Raw genomic sequence first — 20,160 nt, forward strand, 5'->3', positions numbered from 1 at the left:
AACGCTCTAAGCTACTGCGAGTCAAATTCAGCATATCGCGCGACGCAGCTCATAGTTTGATAGCCGAGCTCAGGCTGAACGAGACCCAGTGACCGCTTCGATTGGCGACCGCCCCGTCAATCCGCTCACGATCGGTAAGAGTCAGACATGCGCCCCGGGCCGGAGACGGCCGCGAGGCGTTGTGTTTTCAGCGCCGCCTCTCCGCGCCTCTCCTTGCCGATTCCGCTATGACCGACCTCCCGGCCGTCGCCGACGAGTTGGATGCACTCGTGCGCGACGGCCGACGCATCCGACCGAGAGTTTTTGGCGTTCATGGCGGCGCGGCCTGACCCCGCCGCCCCATCTCGATGTGGTGCAGTGGGCTGAGGCATTCCGCAAGCTCAGCAAGGAATTCTCGAACGGGGGCAAGTTCATCACCGCGAGGGTCGAGGTGACGCGCGGGCCGATGCTGTGGGCGACCGTGCTGCGGCGTCTGCGCGCTGGTGATCGCGCGGATGCGGCTGATGCGATCCTGATGTGGAACCGCCCGGCCGTACTGATCCCGCGCCGTCAGGCGGCGGCTCGGCGGCGGTGGCGAAAGCGCTCGACTCGACGCCGGGCTGGATCGTCCGCCTCGTCGGCGGCCCGAACGGGCTCGCCGCGCGCATCTTCCGGTCGCTCGACCTTGAGCGGACAGCACCACAGCCAAGGTGCTCGAGCCAGCGCTTCACCAGATCGTCCCGACCGCGCGCCAGGTCCGGCCGACCCGCTTCCGCCTCCGTTGCCTGAATCTGCCGCGATCGGCGTCACGGCGATGCCGTAACGGCATTCTCATCGACCTGAGGCCCCGCCATATCGAATGCTCCCGATCTCGGCGACGAGCTGCTGCTGCGGATTCATGTTGACCTCGCGCGCATGGTCGAGCGGCAGAAGGCGATGCAGGACACCGCCGATGCGCGCGACGCCCAATGCATCTCGATGTTGGCCACCGAGTTTCGCGCGCCGAGGTCGAAGCCCAGCACGAGGCCGTCGATCGACACATCGAAGGGCTTGAAAGGCGGGTGACCGGGATCGAGACGCGGACGTGGAAGGTGATCGCCTGGATACTGGTCTCGATCGGCACCAGCTTTCTCGGGGTGTTCGGCTTTCACATTTCCCGTGGCGGCTGACGTGCGGGCCTACCGTGTTCCTCACAGGTGTAACGTGCCCCCCTAGCTTCAGCTCGGGCGGTTTATCCATTCCAGAGGCGGAGCGAGCTGGAGATCGCCGAGGGCAAATTCGGGCGACGAGTTGAAACCGGAACCGACAGTTTCACATCTCGCCGGAAAAAGTGGTGCCGGTTGCGGGACTTGAACTCGCGACCTACCGCTTACAAGGCGGTTGCTCTACCAGCTGAGCTAAACCGGCACTGCCCGTCTCGCTACCAGCCTGCTCCGAGCCACGCAAGCGATGGGTGGCGGGCCGGATGTTCCGGACGATGAAGTTTGGCTGAACGACGGTTTCAGAGGGGATTCAACCGCTTCGCCCTACAGCCCTCCTCGGCCCGGCCGCTCTGCGCGCCGGGAGGGGGCCGCCGGTCGCCGAGGATATCGCGCGTGCTGACCGGCCGCCCCCCGCAGCCCGGAGGGGAGGGGCTTCGCGATGCCAATGACGCGTTCCGCCGCCATGCCGGTGGATCCCGATCTGCGCGAGTGGCTGCTCGGGGCCGTCCCGGCGTTGCGCGCCTTTGCCCATTCCCTGACCGATGACGACGCGCGCGGGGACAATCTCGTGCAGGACACGCTGCTTCACGCCTGGACCGGCGCTGGCGGCATCGCGCGCGAGCAGGTCACGGCTTGGCTGTTCGGCCTGCTTCGCGCGCGGTTCTATGCCGAACCGCGACTTCCACCCAGCCGGTGGGACGAGGCGTGTCCGGTCGCTCGACGGTCCGATCCGCGGGTGGAGGCGGTGCAGTTCCGGGAGGCCCTGCGCCGCCTGCCCGACCCGCAGCGGGAGGCCCTGATCCTCGTCGGCGGGCAGCATTTCTCCTATGGCGAGGCTGCGGCGATCTGCGGTGTCGCGGTCGGCACGCTGAAGAGCCGGGTCCGCCGTGGCCGGGCTCGTCTCGCTGCGGAGTTGGACCGGCTGGCGCAGCCATGAGCGCCTATGGCCGCGACGGCCGTCGGATGCCCCCGGTCAGGCCGCGTGCGGCGCGTCGGACCCCGCCGCGGCGCCGGGTAGGCGTGGTCGCGCTTCCGGGCGACCGAACAGGTAGCCCTGCAGGTCCTGGCAATGCTCCTTGATGAGGATGCGGCGCTGTCTCTCCGTCTCGACACCTTCGGCGGTGACGGCCAGGCCGAGACTGCGCGACAACCCGAGGATGGCCCGCACGATCGCGGTCGATTGCGGATCGCGCCCGAGACCCTGCACGAAACTGCGGTCGATCTTGATCCGGCTCAGGGGGAAGCTGTGCAGGAAGCTCAGCGACGCGTAGCCGGTGCCGAAATCGTCCAGCGCGATGCGCACGCCGAGGGCGGCGATCCGCTGGAGGAGGGCGAGAGCCAGCTCCCGGTTGTCCAGCACCGCCGTCTCGGTGATCTCGATCTCGAGCCGGTCCGCCGGCAGGCCGCTGGCGGCGAGGGCCTCTTCCACCGTCTCGCGAAGTGGGGATTGCGCAGCTGGGTCGCCGACACGTTCACCGACACGGTGAGCCGATCCGGCTTTCCGTCCGTGGCGTGGTCCGGCCAGCGCGCGGCCTCGCTGCAGGCTTCCTTCAGGATCCAGGCGCCGAGATCGGTCATCAATCCGGCTTCCTCGGCCAACGGCACGAAGGTGGCGGGCGGGACCGATGTGCCGTCCGTCCGGTGCCACCGCAGGAGCGCCTCGAAACCGATGGTCGCCGAAGTCCGGGCACGCACGATCGGCTGATAATGCAGGCTCAACCCGCCGTCGCGAACCACTTGGCGCAGATCGGTCTCCAGCATCGCGCGGGCGGTGACGACCTCGCCCATGCTCGGCTCGTAGATCTGATAGCGGTTCCGCCCGTCGTTCTTGGCTTGGTAGAGTGCGAGGTCGGCGTCGCGCAGGAGCGTGTCCGGGGTGTTCGCCGTCTCGGATGAGATGGCGATGCCGATGCTGACGCCGACGGTGAGCGTCCGCCCATCGAAGGAGAAGGGGCGGTTCACCGCTGCGATGATGCGATCAGCGACGACCGGCAGATGGGCCATCTCGATGGCATCGAGCGCCACGGCGAATTCGTCGCCGCCGAGCCGTGCCACCAGATCGCCCGCCCGCACCGAGACGCGCAGCCGCTGGGCGACCTCCTGCAACAACCGGTCGCCGACGGCGTGGCCCATCGTGTCGTTGACCGGCTTGAAGCGGTCGAGATCGAGGAACAGGATAGCCCGGCGCTCGTCGTCGCTCCGCTTGCCGCCCGGCCCCGCGAACCGAAGCGTCGCCGCGAGATGCTCATGGAGCGTCGCCCGGTTGGCGAGGCCCGTGAGCGGATCGTGGTGAGCGAGGTAGCGGATGCGATCCTCGTAGCGGCGGCGCTCGCTGGTGTCGGTGAAGGTCGAGACCCAGCCGCCCCCGGCGAGGGGGCGGGTGGTGGCCGAGAGGACCCGCGCGGGCCCGACGATCTCCGAGATGGCCGGGCGGTTCGTCGGCAGGGCGGGCTGCAGGTGATCGTGCCAAAAGGCGTCCGCCGCCGCCGTGCCGAGGGCCGCACTCAGGCAGGCATGCGCGCTCCGGCCGATCGGCAGGGCGCCGGGGGCGATATCGAGGAGTTCGGCGAACCGTTCGTTGGCCAGCTGCAATCGCCCATCGGCATCGATCAGGCACAGCCCCTGGGACATGTTCGACAGGGCGAGGTCGAGGGTTCGACGCGTGGCCTCGAGGTTGAGGGTGCTCACGCGCTGCTCGGTCCGATCACGGGTGATCTTGGCGAATCCCAGGAAGGTGCCGTCCTGGTCGTAGATCGGGTCGATCACGACATGCGCCCAGAATCGGGTCCCGTCCTTGCGCAGCCGCCAGCCCTCCGCCTCGAAGCGGCCCTCCGCCCGCGCGGTGGCGAGGCCGCGCCAGGGCAGACCGTCGGCCCGGTCCTCCGGCGTGTAGAAGCAGGAGAAGTGCTTTCCGACGATCTCGTCCGCGGTGTAGCCCTTCGCCCGCTGCGCCCCGGCGTTCCAATTGGCCACCGTGCCGTCGGGGTCGAGCATGTAGATGGCGTAATCCGCCACGCCTTGGACCAGCAGGCGGTACATCGTGTCGGTATCGTAGCGGCGACTCGGCATCGTCGGGTCTCGGACAGGCACCGCCACCCATAAAACTCACAAATGTTAATCAAGCTGCTTCGGCCCTGTCCAGTGCCGCGATCAAGGATGTTCGCGGTGTTGCGTGACCGCATGCCGGTGGGTGCGACGCTCCGGCCTGAGGCCGTCCGGCGGGGCGAGGGGTTCGGCAAACGCGAGCGACGTCGGTTGGGGTGCGATGCCCCGCTCCGGGCGACGCGCGGCCGGGGCGACACTTCCGGCGGGTCATCGATCCTTAAGCTGCCGCGCGCAGGATCGGCCGGTCGAGACGTTCGGCGCGATCATCCTCCGATCTGGCGCCGGATCGATCCGACATCCGGAGCGAGAGATGGCCGAGCCATCGATATCCACCCCCGTTCCCGCCGCACCCTGGCGCCACGTCGGCTTCCTCGACGTCGAAGGGCGATGCCTGCTGGAGGACGGATCGGAGCATGCCTGTCTCGCGCAGCACCTCACCACCTCCGGAAGTGACATCGCCTGCGCTGCCCGACCCGGTCTGGGCGAACGGGTGATCTGCTACTTCGGCGGTATCGGCGCCCTGTACGGGCACGTCGCCTGGGTGGAGCGGTCGCGCTTCCGCCTCGGCTTCGATCCGGGCGAAGCGCGGCGCGACCGTATCGCCGCCCGCCTCGCGTGGCATGAGACCCGCTCCGGCGAGCAGCGCCGGTCGCCGCGCCTCGTGCCGGTGAACGACCGCACCGAACTCTGCCTGACCGACCGGCGGGTGGTGGCGGCGCGCATCATCGACCTGTCGATGACGGGCGTCGCCCTGCGCGTGGAGGCGCCCGACGATCTCCTGCCGCCGGCCGGCACCGTGATCCGGATCGGCCTGCGCTATGCCACCGTCGTGCGCCCGACCGCGAAGGGGTTCGCCGCGCGCTTCCGGCTGCCGTTCCGCCGCGAGACCTTCGATTCGGGGGTGATCCTCTGAGCGGAGCCGACGGATCGAAGCCCTACAGCGTCGAAGCCGGCGGCTTGGTCCTCACCGTCCGTCTGACACCCAGAGCCGCACGCGACGGCCTCGACGGCGTGCGCGTCGAGGCGGACGGGCGACCGGTTCTGGGCCTGCGGGTGACCGCAGCACCGGTGGATGGGGCGGCCAATGCGGCACTGATCGCCTTCGTGGCTCGAAGCCTCGGCCAGCGCCGGGGCGACGTGGCGCTCGTGGCCGGGGACACGGCCCGCATCAAGCGGCTGCGGCTCTCCGGTGATCCGACCCGACTCGCCGCCCGGATCGACGATTGGATCGCCGGCCGGGACGGGAGGCGCTGACCTCAGTCCGGCCGGGACCGCCGCGTCGTCCGCGATCAGGCGCGGGACAGGCCGCCGAGCCGGGTCACGATGGCGAGTGCCTCAGCGAAGGCCGCATCCGCATCGAGTTCGGTCGTGTCGAGGATGACGGCATCCTGTGCGGCCATCAGCGGGGCGGCGGCGCGGCTCGAATCCCGCGCGTCGCGGGCGCGGATATCGGCGAGGATCGCCTCGGGCGCGGCGGCCTCGCCGCGGCCGGCGAGTTCGCGGTGGCGGCGCCGGGCCCGCTCCTCGGGGGTCGCGGTGATGAAGAGTTTGACCCGCGCGTCCGGGCAGACCACCGTGCCGATGTCGCGCCCGTCGAGCACCGCGCCTTCCGGGCCGGCGGCGAAGCGCTGCTGCCAGGATAGGAGGGCGGCGCGCACTTGCGGCACCGAGGAGACCCGCGAGGCGGCCTCGCCCATCGCCCGCTCGCGCAGGCGCGGATCGACCAATCCCTCGGCCGAGAGCGCGGCGGCGGCGCGGGCGGCGGCGGCTTCGTCGCCGAGATCGGTGCCCGCATCGATCAGCGTCAGCGCCACGGCGCGGTAGAGCAGGCCGGTATCGAGATGCGGCAGGCCGAAATGCGCGGCCAGGCGCTTGGCCAGGGTGCCCTTGCCGGAGGCGGCCGGGCCGTCGATGGCGATGACGAGCGGCGCGCTCATGCGGTGGCCGCCTCTTCGACGATCTCGGCGCCGAGCGCCGCCATGGTGGGACGGAAGCTGGGGAAGCTCGTGGCGATCATCGCCCCGTCATCGACCGTGACGGGATGGGCCGAAGCCATTCCCATCACGAGGAAGGCCATGGCGATGCGGTGATCGAGATGCGTCGCCACCGTGCCGCGGCCCGTCGGCGCCGCGCCGTTGCCCGTCACGATCAGGTCGTCGCCCTCGATCCGATGATCGACACCGTTGGCGGCCAGGCCCGCCGCGACCGCGGCGAGGCGATCCGATTCCTTCACCCGCAATTCGTGCAGTCCGTTCATCCGGGTGGTGCCCTCGGCGAAGGCCGCGGCGACCGCGAGAATCGGGTATTCGTCGATCATCGATGGCGCGCGCTCGGCGGGAACGTCGACCCCGCGCAGGCGGCTCGCCCGCACGCGCAGATCGGCCACCGTCTCGCCGCCCTCCTCGCGCTCGTCGAGGCGCTCAATCGCGGCGCCCATCTCGATCAGCGTGGTGATGAGCCCGGTGCGCAGCGGGTTCATCATGACGCCGCGCAAGGTCACGTCGGAACCCGGCACGATCAGCGCCGCCACCAGCGGGAAGGCCGCCGAGGACGGATCCGCCGGCACGATCACGTCGGTGCCACGCAGCGTCGGCTGGCCGGTGAGCGCGATGGCTCGGCCGTGGCCGTGTTCGCCATAGGGCTCGACGGTCACGTCCGCCCCGAACAGGCGCAGCATCCGCTCGGTATGATCGCGGGAGGCGGCGCGCTCGATAACCGTGGTGACCCCCGGTGCGTTGAGCCCGGCGAGCAGCACAGCCGACTTGATCTGGGCCGAGGCCACCGGCAGCTCGTAGCGGATCGGGATGCCCTCGCGCGGGCCCCTGATCGTCAGCGGCACGCGCCCGCCCTCGGCCTCGGAGACGATCTGCGCGCCCATCTGCAGCAGCGGATCGAGAATGCGCCGCATCGGCCGCTTGCGGAGCGAGGCGTCCCCATCGAAGGTCGCGGTGACGGGTTGGCCGCCGACGACGCCCATCATCAGCCGCGAGCCGGTGCCGGCATTGCCGAAATCGAGCACGCCGGCCGGATCCTGCATTCCACCGATGCCGGTGCCGACGACGCGCCAGCGCCCCTCGCCCTCGCGGCTGACGGAGGCACCCAGGGCCCGGGCTGCCTCGGCCGTGCGGAGCACGTCGTCGCCTTCGAGCAGGCCCTCGACCCGCGTCTCACCGATGGACAGCAGCCCGAAAATCATCGCCCGGTGCGAGATCGACTTGTCGCCCGGCGGCTTCAGGTCGCCACGAAGTGCGTGGCCCGGACGCGCGGTGAGGGGCTGCGGTGCGGAATCGTGCGACACGAGAGTCCAGGGCTTCCGGCGAGAGAGAGGAGCCGAGACCTCGCGTGACGCTTCGGTCGAGGGACCTCCGCGCCGGGTACGGGGGCCGGCAGGATTGCGGCCCGTTACCATGCGGGCCCGTCCGCGTCATCCGGAAGGCCCGTCCGGGCTTTCATGCCCAGTTCTCGTGGCGAACGGAGATCGGCTCTGGCGATACGGGCCTGTACGGGTGGCCGGATCGACAGCCGACAACATATGTCTATGATGTGACGCCATGCTGCCCGTGCGCCGCTGCCTGCACACGATCGACCAAGCCGTTGCGGCTGCCGACTCGACCCTGTCCGAGCGGATCCACGATGCTTTGACCGAGCTGGAAGCGGCGTATGCCCGACCGAGCGAGCGCGTCGTCGCCCTCGAAGCGGTCCTTCACGCCGTCGAGCGCGGACCGTCGGCGAGCAACGTCCCTCTGATCCGCCTCCTGCGCGTCGCCGTCGACCGGCGCCAGAGTGTCTTGGCTCGCCGCACGGACACCCGTCCTGATCCGGCATCGCGGGCGAGCGCGGCGGAGGCTCCGCCGCCCCAAGCCTGAAGGCCCGCTCTATGACGGATCGATGACGGCGGCGGGCCGGGGATCTGTGGCGATCGAGGCACATCGCACGCCGGAGGGATACGATAATCCTCTGGCCAGTTCCTTTGTGAGACCCGGAACCACCTGAAGGCGCGCGCATCCCGACGATGGCGCGCCTTTCTTTATTCGTGGTCGGTGCGAACGGCCTTCTCGGTCGGTTTGCCGAGGTATTCGGACGGACCGCGAACCCATTTGACATGGGCAGGGGGTGCGACTAACGGGGCCGCTTCCCCAGACCCCTTCCTTCGACATCTGCCCAGAGGTTCGCTGCCGTGGCTAGACCGGAACTTGGCGTCAAACGCCAGTGTATGAATTGCGGTGCCAAGTTCTACGATCTCGACCGCGACCCGGCGACCTGCCCGAAATGCGGCACGATTTACCAAGTCGCCACCAGTCGCGTCGCTCCGCCGATCGCCAGCCGCGCCGCGGATGACGACGAGGAGGAAGAGGAGAAGGGCGGCCCGGAAATCGTCTCTCTCGATGAGGCGGAATCCACCGACGATGCCGATATCAGCGTCGACGACGAGGAGGGCGGCGACGATGCCAGCTCCGGCGGCGACGACGATACCTTCCTCGAGGAAGAGGACGGCGACGACGACGTCTCCGACCTGATCGACAACGATTCCGACAACGACGAGGAGGGCTGACGCCCCTTCGGCACGGCGCACCGGCCCGATGTTACGGTCCGGTGATCGAACGGCGCGGGGACCGGCAGCAGCATCCGTCCCCGGCGCCTTTGACCGGATCTTGCTCGGGGTCGTGCAGGAATCCCGGGTGGCATTGCCGTCGGATCCCGTGCTGCTGCCGGGATCCCGGAAATTCGGTGCCGAGCCACTGTTGTCGCCGGCCTTCCTCGGGTGGGCCTTGCGGGCCGGCGAGGCGCCGTTCTCCGGCACGGCCGTCGGCGCCGCCGACCCGCCCTGCGCGGAGGCGAGAGTGAACAGTGCCGCAAGGCGCGTCGCCGCAGCGATGGGGCTTATGATTTTTTCTGTGTTGATTTCATCTTTTAGATAGGATGCAGTCCTCCGAATAGGCTGCAGTCTTCAAATTTGTTGCAGTATTGTATTGTAATAAACCAAAATACCAGCCTCTCGACTGTTTATTGCTCAATACTCTTCCCGTTGCTTCTGGCCTCCCGCTCAAGGGGCGCGCCCCGTCCCCGGGCGGCCGGTCGGGGCGAGCCCGGTTTCCTTGCGTGCCTGCCGAAATCGTTGCAGAAGTGCCCGCCGTTCCGGACGCGCCGTCGCGCCTCTCGCCGGCCTCCCTTCGAGGCTCCGGGAAAAGCCACCGCCGCCCGGGCCGCGCATCCGAACAATCGAGACGGCACGCCCATGACCCAGACCCTTCGCCTCGGCATTGCCGGTCTCGGCACCGTCGGCGCCGCCGTGTTGGGCATGGTGGCGCGTCGCGCCGAGGCGCTGTCCGCCTCCGGCCGCACGGTCGCCGTCACCGCCATCTCGGCCCGCGACAGGAGCCGCGACCGCGGCCTCGACCTGTCCGGCTTCGCTTGGTTCGACGATCCGGTGGCCTTGGCCCGCTCCGAGGAGATCGACGTCTTCGTCGAGTTGATCGGCGGTGCGGACGGTCCGGCCAAGGATGCGGTGGAGGCGGCCATCGCCGCCGGCAAGCACGTGGTCACCGCCAACAAGGCGCTGCTCGCCCGCCACGGCGCGGCTTTGGCCAACGCGGCCGAGGAGAAGGGCGTGGCGCTGGCCTACGAAGCGTCGGTGGCCGGCGGCATCCCGATCATCAAGGCGATCCGCGAGGGCCTGGCCGGCAATGCCGTCAGCCGCGTCTACGGAATCCTCAACGGAACCTGCAACTACATCCTCAGCCGAATGGAGGCGGAGGGGCTGACCTTCGAGGCCTGCCTCAAGGACGCGCAGGCGCTCGGCTATGCGGAGGCCGATCCGACCTTCGATGTCGAGGGCTTCGACACCGCCCACAAGCTCGCGATCCTCACGAGCCTCGCCTTCGGGGTCGAGATCGACGCGGACGGCGTGTCCGTCGAGGGCATTTCCGGCGTCAAGCCGCTCGATCTCACCATGGCCGACGAACTCGGCTACCGCATCAAGCTCCTCGGTGTCGCCCAGGCGACCGAGGCGGGCATCGAGCAGCGCGTCCACCCGACCATGGTGGCCAAGGCCTCGGCCATCGCCCAGGTCATGGGGGTCACCAACGCCGTGACGGTCGATGCCGATGCGGTCGGTGAACTGACCCTGATCGGCCCCGGCGCTGGCGGGAACGCCACGGCCTCGGCGGTCGTCGCCGACATCGCCGACATCGCCGCGGGCGTGCGGCGCCCGACCTTCGGCCGCCCGGTCGCCGGGCTGGCGGCGCCCCGCCGGGTCGAGATGCAGCGTCACGAAGGCGGCTACTACATCCGCCTCACCGTTCACGATCGCACCGGCGTCGCTGCGGGCGTGGCGACCCGCATGGCGGAGGCCGGGATCTCCATCGAGAGCATCGTCCAGCGCCGATCCGCCAAGGCCGCCTCGACCGATCCGCAGGGTCGTTCCGGCCAGCCGGTGCCGCTGGTCCTCATCACCTACGCGGCCACCGAGGGGACCGTGCGCGAGGCGCTGGCCGCCATCGACCGGGACGGGCTGCTCGCGGAAGCGCCCCAATTGATCCGCATCGAACGCGAATAACGGGGATGCCGTGCCGGCAGGATTTTGCCGGGCTTTTCGACTGTCGACGGTTGCTGCATGAACTCCCGTGCATGTAGGCGGTTCTGGCAGCGGCGGCGACGGCCGGGCTTTCCGGGACGAGGGGATCAGGGCGATGTCGGCGGCCGATACCGGAATCTTCAGCGATCCCACGGCGCGGGGTCTGACCCTCGAATTGGTGCGCGTCACCGAGGCCGCCGCCATCGCGGCGGCGCGGCTGCGCGGCCATGGTCGCGAGAAGGAGGCCGACCAAGCCGCCGTCGATGCCATGCGGGCCGAACTGATGGTGCTCGCGGTCGAGGGCACCGTGGTGATCGGTGAGGGCGAGCGCGACGAGGCACCGATGCTCTTCATCGGCGAGCGCGTCGGCAACGGCACGGGCCCGGCGGTCGATATCGCCGTCGATCCGTTGGAAGGCACGACCCTCTGCGCCAAGGACATGCCGGGTGCCATCGCCGTGATGGCCGTGGCCGAGCGCGGCAGCCTCCTGGCCGCTCCCGACGTCTACATGCAGAAGATTGCCATCGGGCCGGGCTATCCCCCCGGCACGGTCGATCTCGATTGGAGCCCGGCCCAGAACATCGCCTCGCTGGCCCGTGCCAAGGGGGTCGATCCGTCCGGCATCACCGCGATCATCCTCGACCGGCCCCGGCATATGGACCTGATCGCCGCAATTCGCGCCACGGGTGCCGGCATTCGGCTGATCTCGGACGGCGACATCGCCGCGATCATCCATTGCACCAAGCCGGACGAGACCGGTGTCGACATCTATATGGGCAGCGGTGCCGCGCCCGAGGGCGTGATCGCGGCTTCGGCGCTCCGCTGCATCGGCGGCCAGATGCAGGGCCGGCTGATCCTCGATTCCGCCGACAAGCGGTCGCGGGCGGCCAAGATGGGCATCACCGATCCGACCCGGAAATACGACATGCACGACATGGCCCGCGGCGACGTAATCGTCGCGGCGACCGGCGTGACCACGGGAGCGCTGTTGTGCGGCGTACGCTTCCGCCCGGGTCGGATCGAGACCGAGACGGTGATCTATCGCTCGAACACCGGCACGGTCCGGCGCATCGCCAGCGAGCATCGCCGCCCGGAGGCGTCTCCCCCGGTCTGACGGGACGACGCTCGCACGCTCAGCGAGCCGAACGGCCGAACAGCATCTCGGCGATGCGGGCGGCCTCGACCGGCTTCTCGCAATGAACCGCGTCGCGCAGGTGCGGCGGGATCGCGGCCTGCTCGTAACCGGTGGCGAAGACGAAGGGGACGCCGCGTTGCCTCAAGGCATCGGCGACCGGGAAGACCATGATCTCGCGCAGGTTGATGTCGAGCACCGCCCCGTCGATCTTCGGCGTATCGGCGATGACTTTGAGCGCGTCGCCGACGCTGCCGACCGGGCCGATCACCGTCGCACCGCCCTCTTCGAAGATGCGCCGCATGTCGTCGGCGATGAAGTATTCGTCTTCGACGACGAGGACGCTCCGCCCTGCAAGCAATTCGGATCGTGGCATCATCACGTTCCCTCGGCGTCTTGCTCGTCTCCGTGCCGGACGGCAGCGGAGACGAGACCCTCGCCAGGGAAACTTCGCGGTATGAGACCCGGTTCGTCCTCGCTTCGAACTTCTCAGAACAAGCCGCCGCCGCCCTGCGTGCGGCCGATCCCCTGCTTGGCCATGGCATTGCTGGGATCGAGGCGGGCTGCCTGCTGATAGCTCTCGGTCGCTTCCTTGCGACGGTTCGTCTTCTCGTAGGCGAGGCCGCGATAGGCCCAGGACGCGGAATCCTTCGAGTTGACGTTGAGCGCCGCGTTGAAGTCCTCGATCGCCTTGTCGTACTGGTTCATGGCGATCAGGCTCTGCCCTCGGGCGGCGTAGGGGGCCGCGACGAAGGGATTGCGATCGATGGCGGCGGCGAAGTCGCCCACCGCCTCCGGGTTGTGACCCTGCTTCTGCCGCACGAGACCGCGGGCGTGATAGGCTTCCGCCGATTCGGGGGCCAGGCGGATCGCGACGTTGAGGTCGTTCAAGGCGCCGTCGAGATCGCCCTGTGCCCGCTCCAGGTTCGCACGGCCGATATAGGCGGCGGAGAAGTTCGGATCGTTGGCGATGGCCTTCGAGAAGTCCTGCATGGCCGCATCGGTGCGGCCGGTCTGGCGATAGGCCAGGGCGCGGTTGTTGTAGGCCGAGGCCGAGTTCGGGTCGAGCTGGATCGACTTCGAGAAATCGGTGATCGCCTCGCCGAACTGGCCTGAGCGGGCATAGGCGGCCCCGCGGGTGTTGTAGGCACCGGCATCCGACGGATTGCGGGAGATCACGTCCGACAGCGAGGCAATGTTGACGTTGGTGGCCCCCGTCGTGTCGGCCTCGACCACCGCGAACTGGCGCGGCGCGGTCGCAGTGCCGTAGGTTTCGCAGCCGGCGAGCGCCGCGGCCGTCAGTGCGACGGCGCCGACCAGCCTCGCCTTCGGCCCCTGCAGCGTCATCCCGATCATTCCCGTATCTCCCCCGCGTCGCCGCCGCGGATGCCGGCCCCGGCGGACCTGTTCGCCTCGCGTCGGGCACACGCTGCCGCAACACGGTGAACGGGCGCTTAAGGTCCGCGAGAACGACGCCCGATCCCGCTGCTCAAGCGCTGCGATGTGGCGAAGGTGTGGCCCCTCCTTGGCGGCCGCGAAGGAGAGGTTCTGCTCAGGTTGGACTTTCGTCGGCTGTTGCCGATGCGCGACAGGCTTTACGATGAAGGCCTATCGCCGAGTGCCGGAATTCTCGACCCGATCTTGGGCGACCGTCACGGCATCGTTGTGAGCCCCATCTCATCACGATACCGTGACGATGCAACGCATGGCGTTCGGGTCTCCTCAGCGGCCATTTGGGCCGCATCGTTGAACGAGTCTTGGTAATGGCGTCGCAATACCCTCTGGCGGGCCTCCGCATCCTCCTGGTGGAGGACGAGTATTTCACCGCCCATGAAACACAGAGGGTCATCGAGCGGGCCGGAGGGGCCGTGGTCGGCCCATTCGGGCAATTGCCCGAGGTGATGGAGACGGGGCTCGCCCAGCCGCTCGACGCGGCCGTCATCGATATCGGTCTGCGCGGGGAGACGGCCTACCGGTTGGCCGAAGCGCTCGATGCCCGCGGCGTGCCCTATCTCTTCGCGACCGGCTACGATGCGGCCGCCGTGCCGGAGCAATTCTCCGGCGTGCCGCTGCTGCAGAAGCCGTTCCGCGAACCCCAGCTCGTGCGGCTGGTGGCCGAATTGCGGGACGCGCAGACGTCGGTTGGCAACGAGAGCGGAGCCTGACAGGTCGCCCAGGATTTCGGATCCAGCGCGATCCGCTCAGCTTCTGTATCGCGGCGGCTTTCTTCGAAAGCCGGTACCAACCTTACGGGCTGATCCTAGCCCTCGGTCTGCGGCGGAACCAACCGTGTGACATGGCCCATCTTGCGGCCGGGCCGGGCCTCGGCCTTGCCGTAGAGGTGGAGATGCGCGCCGGGCTCGCCCAGCAGCGCGGGCCAGCGGTCGGCGGCATCGCCGATCAGGTTCTCCATCTCGACCGCCATGCCGCCGGTGCGGGCGGTGTCGCCCAGGGGCCAGCCGCAGACCGCGCGGACCGCCTGGGCGAATTGCGAGGTCAGGGCGCCTTCCGTGGTCCAATGTCCGGAATTGTGCACCCGCGGTGCGATCTCGTTGACGACGAGGCGGGACGCGCCCGCCGGGCCCTCCACCTCGAACAGCTCCACGGCGAGGACGCCGACGTAATCGAGCGCCTCGGCGATGGCCCGGGCGATGTCGATCGCCGCCGCGCCGGTCGCCGCGTCGAGGCCGGGGGCGGGCACGCGGGTGAGCGCCAGGATATGGTCGCGGTGCTCGTTGGCGCAGGGTTCGTAGGCCGCGAAGGCGCCGTCGGGCCCGCGGGCCGCTACCACCGAGATCTCCCGCAGGAATGGGACGAAGCCCTCCAGGATGCAGGGCACGCCGTTGAAGCCGGCCAGGATCGCGGCCGCATCGTCACCCGCGCGGATGCTGCGCTGGCCCTTGCCGTCGTAGCCGAACCGACGCGTCTTCAGGATTGCCGGGCGCCCAAGATCGGCCAGAGCCGCATCGAGTTCGGCCGCGGTCTCGACCGCCCGGTAAGGCGCCGTCGGGATGCCGAGACCGTTGACGAAATCCTTCTCGACCAGCCGGTCCTGCGTGGTCAGCAACGCCCGCGCGCTCGGACGTACGGTGGCGTGCTCGGAGAGGACCGCGGCGGTCGCGTGCGGGATGTTCTCGAACTCGTAGGTGACGACGTCGCAAGCATCCGCGAAGGCCGCGAGGGCGGTCTCGTCCTCGTAGGGCGCGACCGTATGGGCCGCGGCCACATCGAAGGCCGGGCTGTCGGCGTCGGGGGCGTAGACATGGACCTTGAGGCCGTAATTCGCCGCCGCGAGCGCGATCATGCGGCCGAGCTGGCCGCCGCCGACGATGCCGAGGGTGGCGCCGGGCCGAACCTGCTGAGGCGTGGAGAGGGTCATCGCGATCTGAGAATCTGTCAGGGTTGGGTAGTGTCCGGCCGCTCGGCCACGGATTCGCTCTGCCGCGCGCGCCACGCATCGAGACGGGCCGCGAGATCGGGATCGGTCAGCGCCAGCACCGCGGCGGCGAGCAGGGCCGCGTTGACGGCGCCGGCCCGTCCGATGGCGAGCGTGCCGACGGGGATGCCCGCCGGCATCTGCACGATCGAGAGCAAGCTGTCCTGCCCCGAAAGCGCCTTCGATTCCACCGGGACGCCGAAGACCGGCAGCGGGGTCATCGCCGCGGCCATGCCCGGCAGATGCGCCGCACCGCCCGCGCCCGCGATCACCACCTTGAAGCCGGCCTCCCGCGCCCCCTTGGCGAAGGCGACGAGCCGATCGGGGGTGCGATGGGCCGAGACGATGCGCGCGTCGTAGACGAGCCCGAGCGCGTCGAGCGTCTCGGCGGCATGCCGCATGGTCGCCCAGTCCGACTGGCTTCCCATGATGATCGCGATCGGGGGAGATCCCGCCATCGTCGTCCTGATCCGCTCTGACCGAGGGGCGGGCCCGGCCCGCGAAGCGGGTCGCATAACAGGCGTGCGCGCAGGGCCGCAAGCGCGGCCGGACCCGCGCGGCCGCCAAGCCGCGGATACCTTAAGAAAAAGCTGCAGATCGTGCGGATCGTCCGGAGCCGAAACCACTCCTCCGCGTTGTGAGCGAAACGGCCTTTTCGGCCTTCCTTCACATCAGCGAGCCTTCCGATGTCCGTTCAGGACCCGACCACGCGCGCCCGCACCCCGTCCCACATCGACATCCACGACACCGCCAGCCGCCGTCACTGGGCCGATCTGCTGCAGGTCTCCGACGAGCGTCTGCGCAAGGCCGTCCGCATGGTCGGCACCCGCGTCTCCAGCGTCACGGCCTATCTGGCGAAATAACCGAACCGCGCGGGCGCCCGGCCTCAGGCGATGATGTCGGGCGTCATCTGATCTTCGAGATGAGAGATCCGGTCGCGCAGCACGAGCTTGCGCTTCTTCAGCCGCTGGATCTGGAGCTGATCGCCCGCCACGCTGAGCTTGAGCGCCTCGATGGCCTCGTCGAGATCCCGGTGCTCCTCGCGCAGACGGGTGAGTTCGCCCGCCGGATCCGGGCTCACATCGTTGGCAACCTCGTCCGCCATCATCGCTCGAAACACGCCATCGCACCGACCGGCGCGACCATGCGCCAAGCCTTCCGGCGGGGCAAGGCGGCAGGCTTGGTACGCCCGATTCGAGCGGGGATGACGGCGGGAAAGAACGTTTCGCCAAGACCGCGAAATTTGAAATCAGCTTGTTAGAGCCGCATCCATTTTGCCGCCGAATGGCTTCGACAGGGCCGCGAATCCGTGTCAGTCTGCCCGAGTCGGAAACGATAGAGGAGCTACACCTCATGTCCTTGCAGACGCATTTGAGCCAGCTCGCCGCCAAGCACGACGCCCTTGAGCGCGAGCTCCACGACGCGATCCAGTCACCTTCCACCAACGACCTTCGGATCGCCGAACTCAAGCGTAAGAAACTGCAGCTCAAGGACGAAATTCAGCGCCTGCAATCCAGCGAGACACTGCACTAGGCGCAGCCCCCGGGGCCCGCGGCAAACGCCGCCGGGCCTTTTCTTTTGGTCGATCGCGTTCTCCGCCGCCTGGGCAACCAGCGCGGCGGCTTTCGTTTTCGGGGTGCGGCGTGCAAATCCGCGCTATCATCGCCGCCGACGAGCCCGGACCGAACCGGGCCATCGAGGAAGCCCCGAGACGCCCCATGTCAGACGTTCCCGTGACCCAGGCCCCGCGCCTCTACGCCGATCTCCACGCCGCGTCGTTGAACGATCGCGAAGGCTTCTGGCTCGAGGCCGCCAGGGCGATCGATTGGGACGTCGCGCCAACACGCGCCTTCGATGCCGGTCAGGGCGCCTATGGCCGCTGGTTCCCGGAGGCCCGCCTCAACGTCTGCCGCAACGCCGTCGATCGCCACGCCGAGGGCGGCCGCGCCGATCAGCCGGCCATCATCCACGATTCACCGGTCACCGGCACCCGGCGGACCATCACCTACGCCGAACTGAGGGACGAGGTGGCGGTCCTGGCCGGCTTGCTGGCCGATCTCGGGGTCGGCCGGGGCGACCGGGTCGTCATCTACATGCCGATGGTGCCCGAGGCCCTGTTCGGCATGCTCGCCTGTGCCCGGCTCGGGGCGATCCACTCGGTGGTGTTCGGTGGCTTCGCCGCCAACGAACTCGCTGCGCGCATCGAGGATGCGGCGCCGAAGGTGATCCTGGCGGCCTCCTGCGGCATCGAGCCGTCCCGCATCGTCGCCTACAAGCCGCTGCTGGATGCCGCCATCGCCCGATCCGCCCACAAGCCGGATGCCTGCCTCGTCCTGCAGCGGCCCCAGGCCGTCGCCGCGATGACGGAAGGCCGCGATCGCGATTGGGCGGACAGCGTCGAGCAGGCCAAGCGCGACGGGCGGCGGGCCGATCCGGTGCCGGTCGCGGCGACGGATCCGCTCTACATCCTCTATACCTCGGGCACGACCGGGCGGCCGAAGGGCGTGGTGCGCGATTCCGGCGGCTACTGCGTCGCGCTGACCTGGTCGATGACTCATCTCTACGACGTGGCGCCCGGCGAGGTGTATTTCTGCGCCTCCGACATCGGCTGGGTGGTGGGCCATTCCTACATCGTCTACGCGCCGCTGCTGCACGGCTGCACGACGGTGCTCTACGAGGGCAAGCCGGTCGGCACGCCGGATGCCGGCGCCTTCTGGCGGGTCGCGGCCGAGCACGGCGTCGCGACGCTGTTCACCGCTCCCACGGCCCTGCGCGCCATCAAGAAGGAAGATCCGCGCGCCGAGAAGCTCGCCGATTACGACCTGTCGCGCCTGCGCGCCCTGTTCCTGGCCGGCGAGCGGGCCGACCCGGATTCCGTCGCCTGGGCCGAGCGGGCGCTCGGCAAGCCGGTGATCGACCATTGGTGGCAGACCGAGACCGGCTGGGCCATCGCCGGCAATCCGCTCGGTGTCGAGCCGCTCCCCGTGAAGCACGGCTCCACGGCCAAGCCCATGCCGGGCTACGATCTCCACGTCCTCGACGAGGCCGGAAAGCCGGTGCCGACGGGCACGATGGGCACCATCGCCCTCAAGCTGCCGCTGCCGCCGAGCTGCCTGCCGACCCTGTGGAACGCCGATGCGCGTTTCCAGCAGAGCTACCTCACCACCTTCCCCGGCTATTACGACACCTCGGATGCCGGCGTGGTCGATGCGGACGGCTACGTCACGGTCCTGGGGCGCACCGACGACATCATCAACGTCGCCGGCCATCGCCTCTCCACCGGGGGCATGGAGGCGGTGCTGGCCTCGCACCCGGACGTGGCCGAATGCGCCGTCATCGGCATCCGCGATGCCCTCAAGGGCGAGGCGCCCTGCGGCTTCGTCGTGCTCAAGTCCGGGGTCGACAAGGCGCCGGAGACCATCGAGCGGGAACTCGTCGCCAAGGTGCGCGACGAGATCGGCCCCGTGGCGGCGTTCCGCCTCGCCCTGACCGTCGGGCGCCTGCCCAAGACGCGCTCGGGCAAGATCCTGCGCGCCACGATGAAGCGCATCGCCGACGGCGAGGATTTCGCCATGCCGCCGACTATCGAGGATCCGGCGGTGCTGGAGGAGATCGGGGTGAGCCTGAAGGAGCGGGGGATCGGGGGGTGAGGGCGCCCGCCTGACCCTCACTTCATCTGCAGGCTGTCCACCACCTGCCGAAACAGCGGCAGCACGTCGGAGCGCTGCTCGGCGCGGGTGACGCCGACGGCGCGGATGTAGCCGTCCGGGTTAAAGCGGATCGTCTGGGCGACGACCACCGGCGTGCTCGTCGGGACGTCGACGGCGCGGGCCACGATCTCGTGCCAGTCGACGCCGTTCTGGCGGTAGCTCTGCGAGCGCTCGATCTGGAAGTCCTTCATGGTCTGGTTGGCGAACAGGGCCTGACGGGCGAGGCCGTCGCGCTGCTCCTGCGGCGTCGGCGCCTGCGTCGCCTGGGCGATCACGAGGATCGGCTGCTCGATGGCGGAGATCTGGTCGCGGGGGCCGAGCGTCATGAGCACCGAGTTGCCGGCGAGTGCCCGAACCGGCCGGAAGCCCGCCGGATCGCCGATGCGGAAGGGCAGGGCGGCGACCTGCTCGTCGAGGCTGAGCGCGGGGCGCAGCTTCACGCTGGTGAGCATTGCCCGGATGTTCTCATCGCTCTCGGTGCCCACCGCGACCTGAGCGATGATGAGGCCGGTGACGTCGCCGCCGCCGACGATCAGGAGCCATTTGTTGACGGCGGGGATGCCCTCGGCGGCGGTGGCCTCGCCGGTGAACAGCACGCCCTCAAGACCATCGGCGAGCGTCACCGGCTCGCGACTGCGCACGACGAGTCCCTGCGTCTTCAGGGTCTCGTCGGTGAAGCTCTGCTTCATCTCCTCGTAGGCCGGGCCGGGCAACTCGACCACCGAGACGACGGCGCCGCCGCCCCGACGCTCGAACCCAGTGAAGCGCTTCGAGGCCGTCATCCCCGCGGGCGCCGAGAACCCGAAACGGGAGCTCGGTGGGAATACGGCGTCCTGGGCCTGGACCGCCTGAGCGCGAACGGGCGGGGTGGAGGTCACCGTCGCCGCCCCCGTGAGCAGGATGGCGACCGCCAGGCGGCGGAGGGACAGACGCACCGGGTTCACCACTCGTCTCCGAAGAACGCGTTCTCGACCGACTTCACGGCTGCGATGGGTCGACCGCCCGGCATTGACTGTCAAGGC

General features: G+C 69.2%; 20 protein-coding genes, 1 tRNA gene and 1 pseudogene. 11 read left to right on the forward strand and 11 right to left on the reverse strand.

Features of this window, described 5'->3' with window-relative positions:
- Positions 1-875 precede the first annotated feature (875 nt).
- Positions 876-1,130, reverse strand: a complete 255-nt coding sequence (locus tag OWC43_RS05650) for a hypothetical protein (RefSeq protein ID WP_393956007.1) — start codon at positions 1,128-1,130, stop codon at positions 876-878.
- Between the two features lie 180 nt (positions 1,131-1,310).
- Positions 1,311-1,386 (reverse strand) — tRNA-Thr (locus OWC43_RS05655).
- A 240-nt stretch (positions 1,387-1,626) separates the two neighbouring features.
- On the opposite strand from OWC43_RS05655, the gene OWC43_RS05660 reads away from it, so the two are divergent.
- Positions 1,627-2,118, forward strand: a complete 492-nt coding sequence (locus OWC43_RS05660) for a sigma factor-like helix-turn-helix DNA-binding protein (protein WP_393956008.1) — start codon at positions 1,627-1,629, stop codon at positions 2,116-2,118.
- 36 nt (positions 2,119-2,154) lie between these two features.
- Here OWC43_RS05660 and OWC43_RS05665 read toward each other — a convergent pair.
- Positions 2,155-4,250: pseudogene (locus OWC43_RS05665) on the reverse strand (EAL domain-containing protein).
- Between the two features lie 346 nt (positions 4,251-4,596).
- Between OWC43_RS05665 and OWC43_RS05670 the strand changes: the two are divergent.
- Together OWC43_RS05670 and OWC43_RS05675 are read left to right on the forward strand one after the other, a co-directional pair.
- Positions 4,597-5,199 (forward strand): PilZ domain-containing protein, encoded by a 603-nt coding sequence (locus OWC43_RS05670; RefSeq protein ID WP_393956009.1) that lies wholly within the window; start codon positions 4,597-4,599, stop codon positions 5,197-5,199.
- A gap of 44 nt (positions 5,200-5,243) precedes the next feature.
- Complete coding sequence (locus tag OWC43_RS05675; RefSeq protein WP_238307909.1) at positions 5,244-5,540, forward strand: DUF167 family protein; 297 nt, start codon at positions 5,244-5,246, stop codon at positions 5,538-5,540.
- A 35-nt stretch (positions 5,541-5,575) separates the two neighbouring features.
- Here OWC43_RS05675 and cmk read toward each other — a convergent pair whose 3' ends face one another.
- The gene (cmk, locus tag OWC43_RS05680; protein ID WP_393956010.1) at positions 5,576-6,223 is read right to left on the reverse strand and encodes a (d)CMP kinase; all 648 of its coding nucleotides are present in this window, start codon (positions 6,221-6,223) and stop codon (positions 5,576-5,578) included.
- The gene (gene aroA, locus OWC43_RS05685) at positions 6,220-7,584 is read right to left on the reverse strand and encodes a 3-phosphoshikimate 1-carboxyvinyltransferase (RefSeq protein WP_393956011.1); all 1,365 of its coding nucleotides are present in this window, start codon (positions 7,582-7,584) and stop codon (positions 6,220-6,222) included. Before aroA ends, cmk begins: the two co-directional genes overlap by 4 nt.
- A 253-nt stretch (positions 7,585-7,837) precedes the next feature.
- On the opposite strand from aroA, the gene OWC43_RS05690 reads away from it, so the two are divergent.
- The 4 genes from OWC43_RS05690 to glpX all read left to right on the forward strand — a co-directional run bounded on the left by OWC43_RS05690 (position 7,838) and on the right by glpX (position 11,974).
- Positions 7,838-8,152: a hypothetical protein gene (locus OWC43_RS05690; protein WP_393956012.1), complete on the forward strand. Its 315-nt coding sequence runs from the start codon at positions 7,838-7,840 to the stop codon at positions 8,150-8,152.
- Positions 8,153-8,463: 311 nt separating this feature from the next.
- A complete protein-coding gene (locus OWC43_RS05695; protein ID WP_137827480.1) occupies positions 8,464-8,838 on the forward strand; it encodes a TIGR02300 family protein in 375 nt (124 codons plus the stop codon).
- 684 nt (positions 8,839-9,522) lie between these two features.
- A complete protein-coding gene (locus OWC43_RS05700; RefSeq protein ID WP_137827479.1) occupies positions 9,523-10,842 on the forward strand; it encodes a homoserine dehydrogenase in 1,320 nt (439 codons plus the stop codon).
- Positions 10,843-10,975: 133 nt separating this feature from the next.
- Entirely contained in the window at positions 10,976-11,974 is a 999-nt protein-coding gene (gene glpX / locus OWC43_RS05705) for a class II fructose-bisphosphatase (RefSeq protein WP_137827478.1), read from the forward strand.
- A gap of 19 nt (positions 11,975-11,993) precedes the next feature.
- Here glpX and OWC43_RS05710 read toward each other — a convergent pair whose 3' ends face one another.
- Both OWC43_RS05710 and OWC43_RS05715 read right to left on the reverse strand, forming a co-directional pair.
- Positions 11,994-12,371 carry a response regulator gene (locus OWC43_RS05710; RefSeq protein WP_393956013.1) on the reverse strand — a complete coding sequence of 126 codons (378 nt, stop codon included), beginning with the start codon at positions 12,369-12,371 and terminating at the stop codon, positions 11,994-11,996.
- A gap of 110 nt (positions 12,372-12,481) precedes the next feature.
- Entirely contained in the window at positions 12,482-13,348 is an 867-nt protein-coding gene (locus tag OWC43_RS05715) for a tetratricopeptide repeat protein (protein WP_137827476.1), read from the reverse strand.
- Positions 13,349-13,755: 407 nt separating this feature from the next.
- On the opposite strand from OWC43_RS05715, the gene OWC43_RS05720 reads away from it, so the two are divergent.
- Positions 13,756-14,157, forward strand: a complete 402-nt coding sequence (locus OWC43_RS05720) for a response regulator (RefSeq protein ID WP_393956014.1) — start codon at positions 13,756-13,758, stop codon at positions 14,155-14,157.
- A gap of 95 nt (positions 14,158-14,252) precedes the next feature.
- On the opposite strand, the gene OWC43_RS05725 is transcribed toward OWC43_RS05720, so the two are convergent.
- Positions 14,253-15,371, reverse strand: coding sequence for a 5-(carboxyamino)imidazole ribonucleotide synthase (locus tag OWC43_RS05725; protein WP_393956015.1), 1,119 nt, complete (start codon positions 15,369-15,371; stop codon positions 14,253-14,255).
- 17 nt (positions 15,372-15,388) lie between these two features.
- A complete protein-coding gene (purE, locus tag OWC43_RS05730; protein ID WP_137827474.1) occupies positions 15,389-15,886 on the reverse strand; it encodes a 5-(carboxyamino)imidazole ribonucleotide mutase in 498 nt (165 codons plus the stop codon).
- Positions 15,887-16,114: 228 nt separating this feature from the next.
- Here purE and OWC43_RS05735 point away from each other — a divergent pair, with 228 nt between their 5' ends.
- Positions 16,115-16,291 carry a DUF3606 domain-containing protein gene (locus OWC43_RS05735; protein ID WP_091943260.1) on the forward strand — a complete coding sequence of 59 codons (177 nt, stop codon included), beginning with the start codon at positions 16,115-16,117 and terminating at the stop codon, positions 16,289-16,291.
- A 23-nt stretch (positions 16,292-16,314) separates the two neighbouring features.
- On the opposite strand, the gene OWC43_RS05740 is transcribed toward OWC43_RS05735, so the two are convergent.
- The gene (locus OWC43_RS05740; RefSeq protein WP_137827601.1) at positions 16,315-16,536 is read right to left on the reverse strand and encodes a YdcH family protein; all 222 of its coding nucleotides are present in this window, start codon (positions 16,534-16,536) and stop codon (positions 16,315-16,317) included.
- A gap of 245 nt (positions 16,537-16,781) precedes the next feature.
- Between OWC43_RS05740 and OWC43_RS05745 the strand changes: the two genes are divergently transcribed.
- Complete coding sequence (locus OWC43_RS05745) at positions 16,782-16,961, forward strand: YdcH family protein (protein WP_393956016.1); 180 nt, start codon at positions 16,782-16,784, stop codon at positions 16,959-16,961.
- A gap of 185 nt (positions 16,962-17,146) precedes the next feature.
- Positions 17,147-19,078, forward strand: a complete 1,932-nt coding sequence (locus OWC43_RS05750) for a propionyl-CoA synthetase (RefSeq protein ID WP_393956017.1) — start codon at positions 17,147-17,149, stop codon at positions 19,076-19,078.
- A 17-nt stretch (positions 19,079-19,095) separates the two neighbouring features.
- Here OWC43_RS05750 and OWC43_RS05755 read toward each other — a convergent pair whose 3' ends face one another.
- On the reverse strand, positions 19,096-20,067 hold the full coding sequence (locus OWC43_RS05755) for a hypothetical protein (RefSeq protein ID WP_373324435.1): 972 nt from the start codon (positions 20,065-20,067) through the stop codon (positions 19,096-19,098).
- Positions 20,068-20,160: the final 93 nt, after the last annotated feature.

The sequence above is a fragment of the Methylorubrum sp. POS3 genome (assembly GCF_043352485.1).
GTDB lineage: Bacteria > Pseudomonadota > Alphaproteobacteria > Rhizobiales > Beijerinckiaceae > Methylobacterium > Methylobacterium suomiense.

Excerpts from the sequence above, each read along its gene's own strand:
- OWC43_RS05660 (WP_393956008.1), top strand. The coding sequence starts at position 1,627 with ATGACGCGTTCCGCCGCCATGCCGGTGGATCCCGATCTGCGCGAGTGG.
- OWC43_RS05670 (WP_393956009.1), top strand. The coding sequence starts at position 4,597 with ATGGCCGAGCCATCGATATCCACCCCCGTTCCCGCCGCACCCTGGCGC.
- cmk (WP_393956010.1), bottom strand. The coding sequence starts at position 6,223 with ATGAGCGCGCCGCTCGTCATCGCCATCGACGGCCCGGCCGCCTCCGGC.
- OWC43_RS05690 (WP_393956012.1), top strand. The coding sequence starts at position 7,838 with ATGCTGCCCGTGCGCCGCTGCCTGCACACGATCGACCAAGCCGTTGCG.
- OWC43_RS05700 (WP_137827479.1), top strand. The coding sequence starts at position 9,523 with ATGACCCAGACCCTTCGCCTCGGCATTGCCGGTCTCGGCACCGTCGGC.
- glpX (WP_137827478.1), top strand. The coding sequence starts at position 10,976 with ATGTCGGCGGCCGATACCGGAATCTTCAGCGATCCCACGGCGCGGGGT.
- OWC43_RS05710 (WP_393956013.1), bottom strand. The coding sequence starts at position 12,371 with ATGATGCCACGATCCGAATTGCTTGCAGGGCGGAGCGTCCTCGTCGTC.
- OWC43_RS05715 (WP_137827476.1), bottom strand. The coding sequence starts at position 13,348 with ATGATCGGGATGACGCTGCAGGGGCCGAAGGCGAGGCTGGTCGGCGCC.
- OWC43_RS05720 (WP_393956014.1), top strand. The coding sequence starts at position 13,756 with ATGGCGTCGCAATACCCTCTGGCGGGCCTCCGCATCCTCCTGGTGGAG.
- OWC43_RS05725 (WP_393956015.1), bottom strand. The coding sequence starts at position 15,371 with ATGACCCTCTCCACGCCTCAGCAGGTTCGGCCCGGCGCCACCCTCGGC.
- purE (WP_137827474.1), bottom strand. The coding sequence starts at position 15,886 with ATGGCGGGATCTCCCCCGATCGCGATCATCATGGGAAGCCAGTCGGAC.
- OWC43_RS05735 (WP_091943260.1), top strand. The coding sequence starts at position 16,115 with ATGTCCGTTCAGGACCCGACCACGCGCGCCCGCACCCCGTCCCACATC.
- OWC43_RS05740 (WP_137827601.1), bottom strand. The coding sequence starts at position 16,536 with ATGATGGCGGACGAGGTTGCCAACGATGTGAGCCCGGATCCGGCGGGC.
- OWC43_RS05745 (WP_393956016.1), top strand. The coding sequence starts at position 16,782 with ATGTCCTTGCAGACGCATTTGAGCCAGCTCGCCGCCAAGCACGACGCC.
- OWC43_RS05750 (WP_393956017.1), top strand. The coding sequence starts at position 17,147 with ATGTCAGACGTTCCCGTGACCCAGGCCCCGCGCCTCTACGCCGATCTC.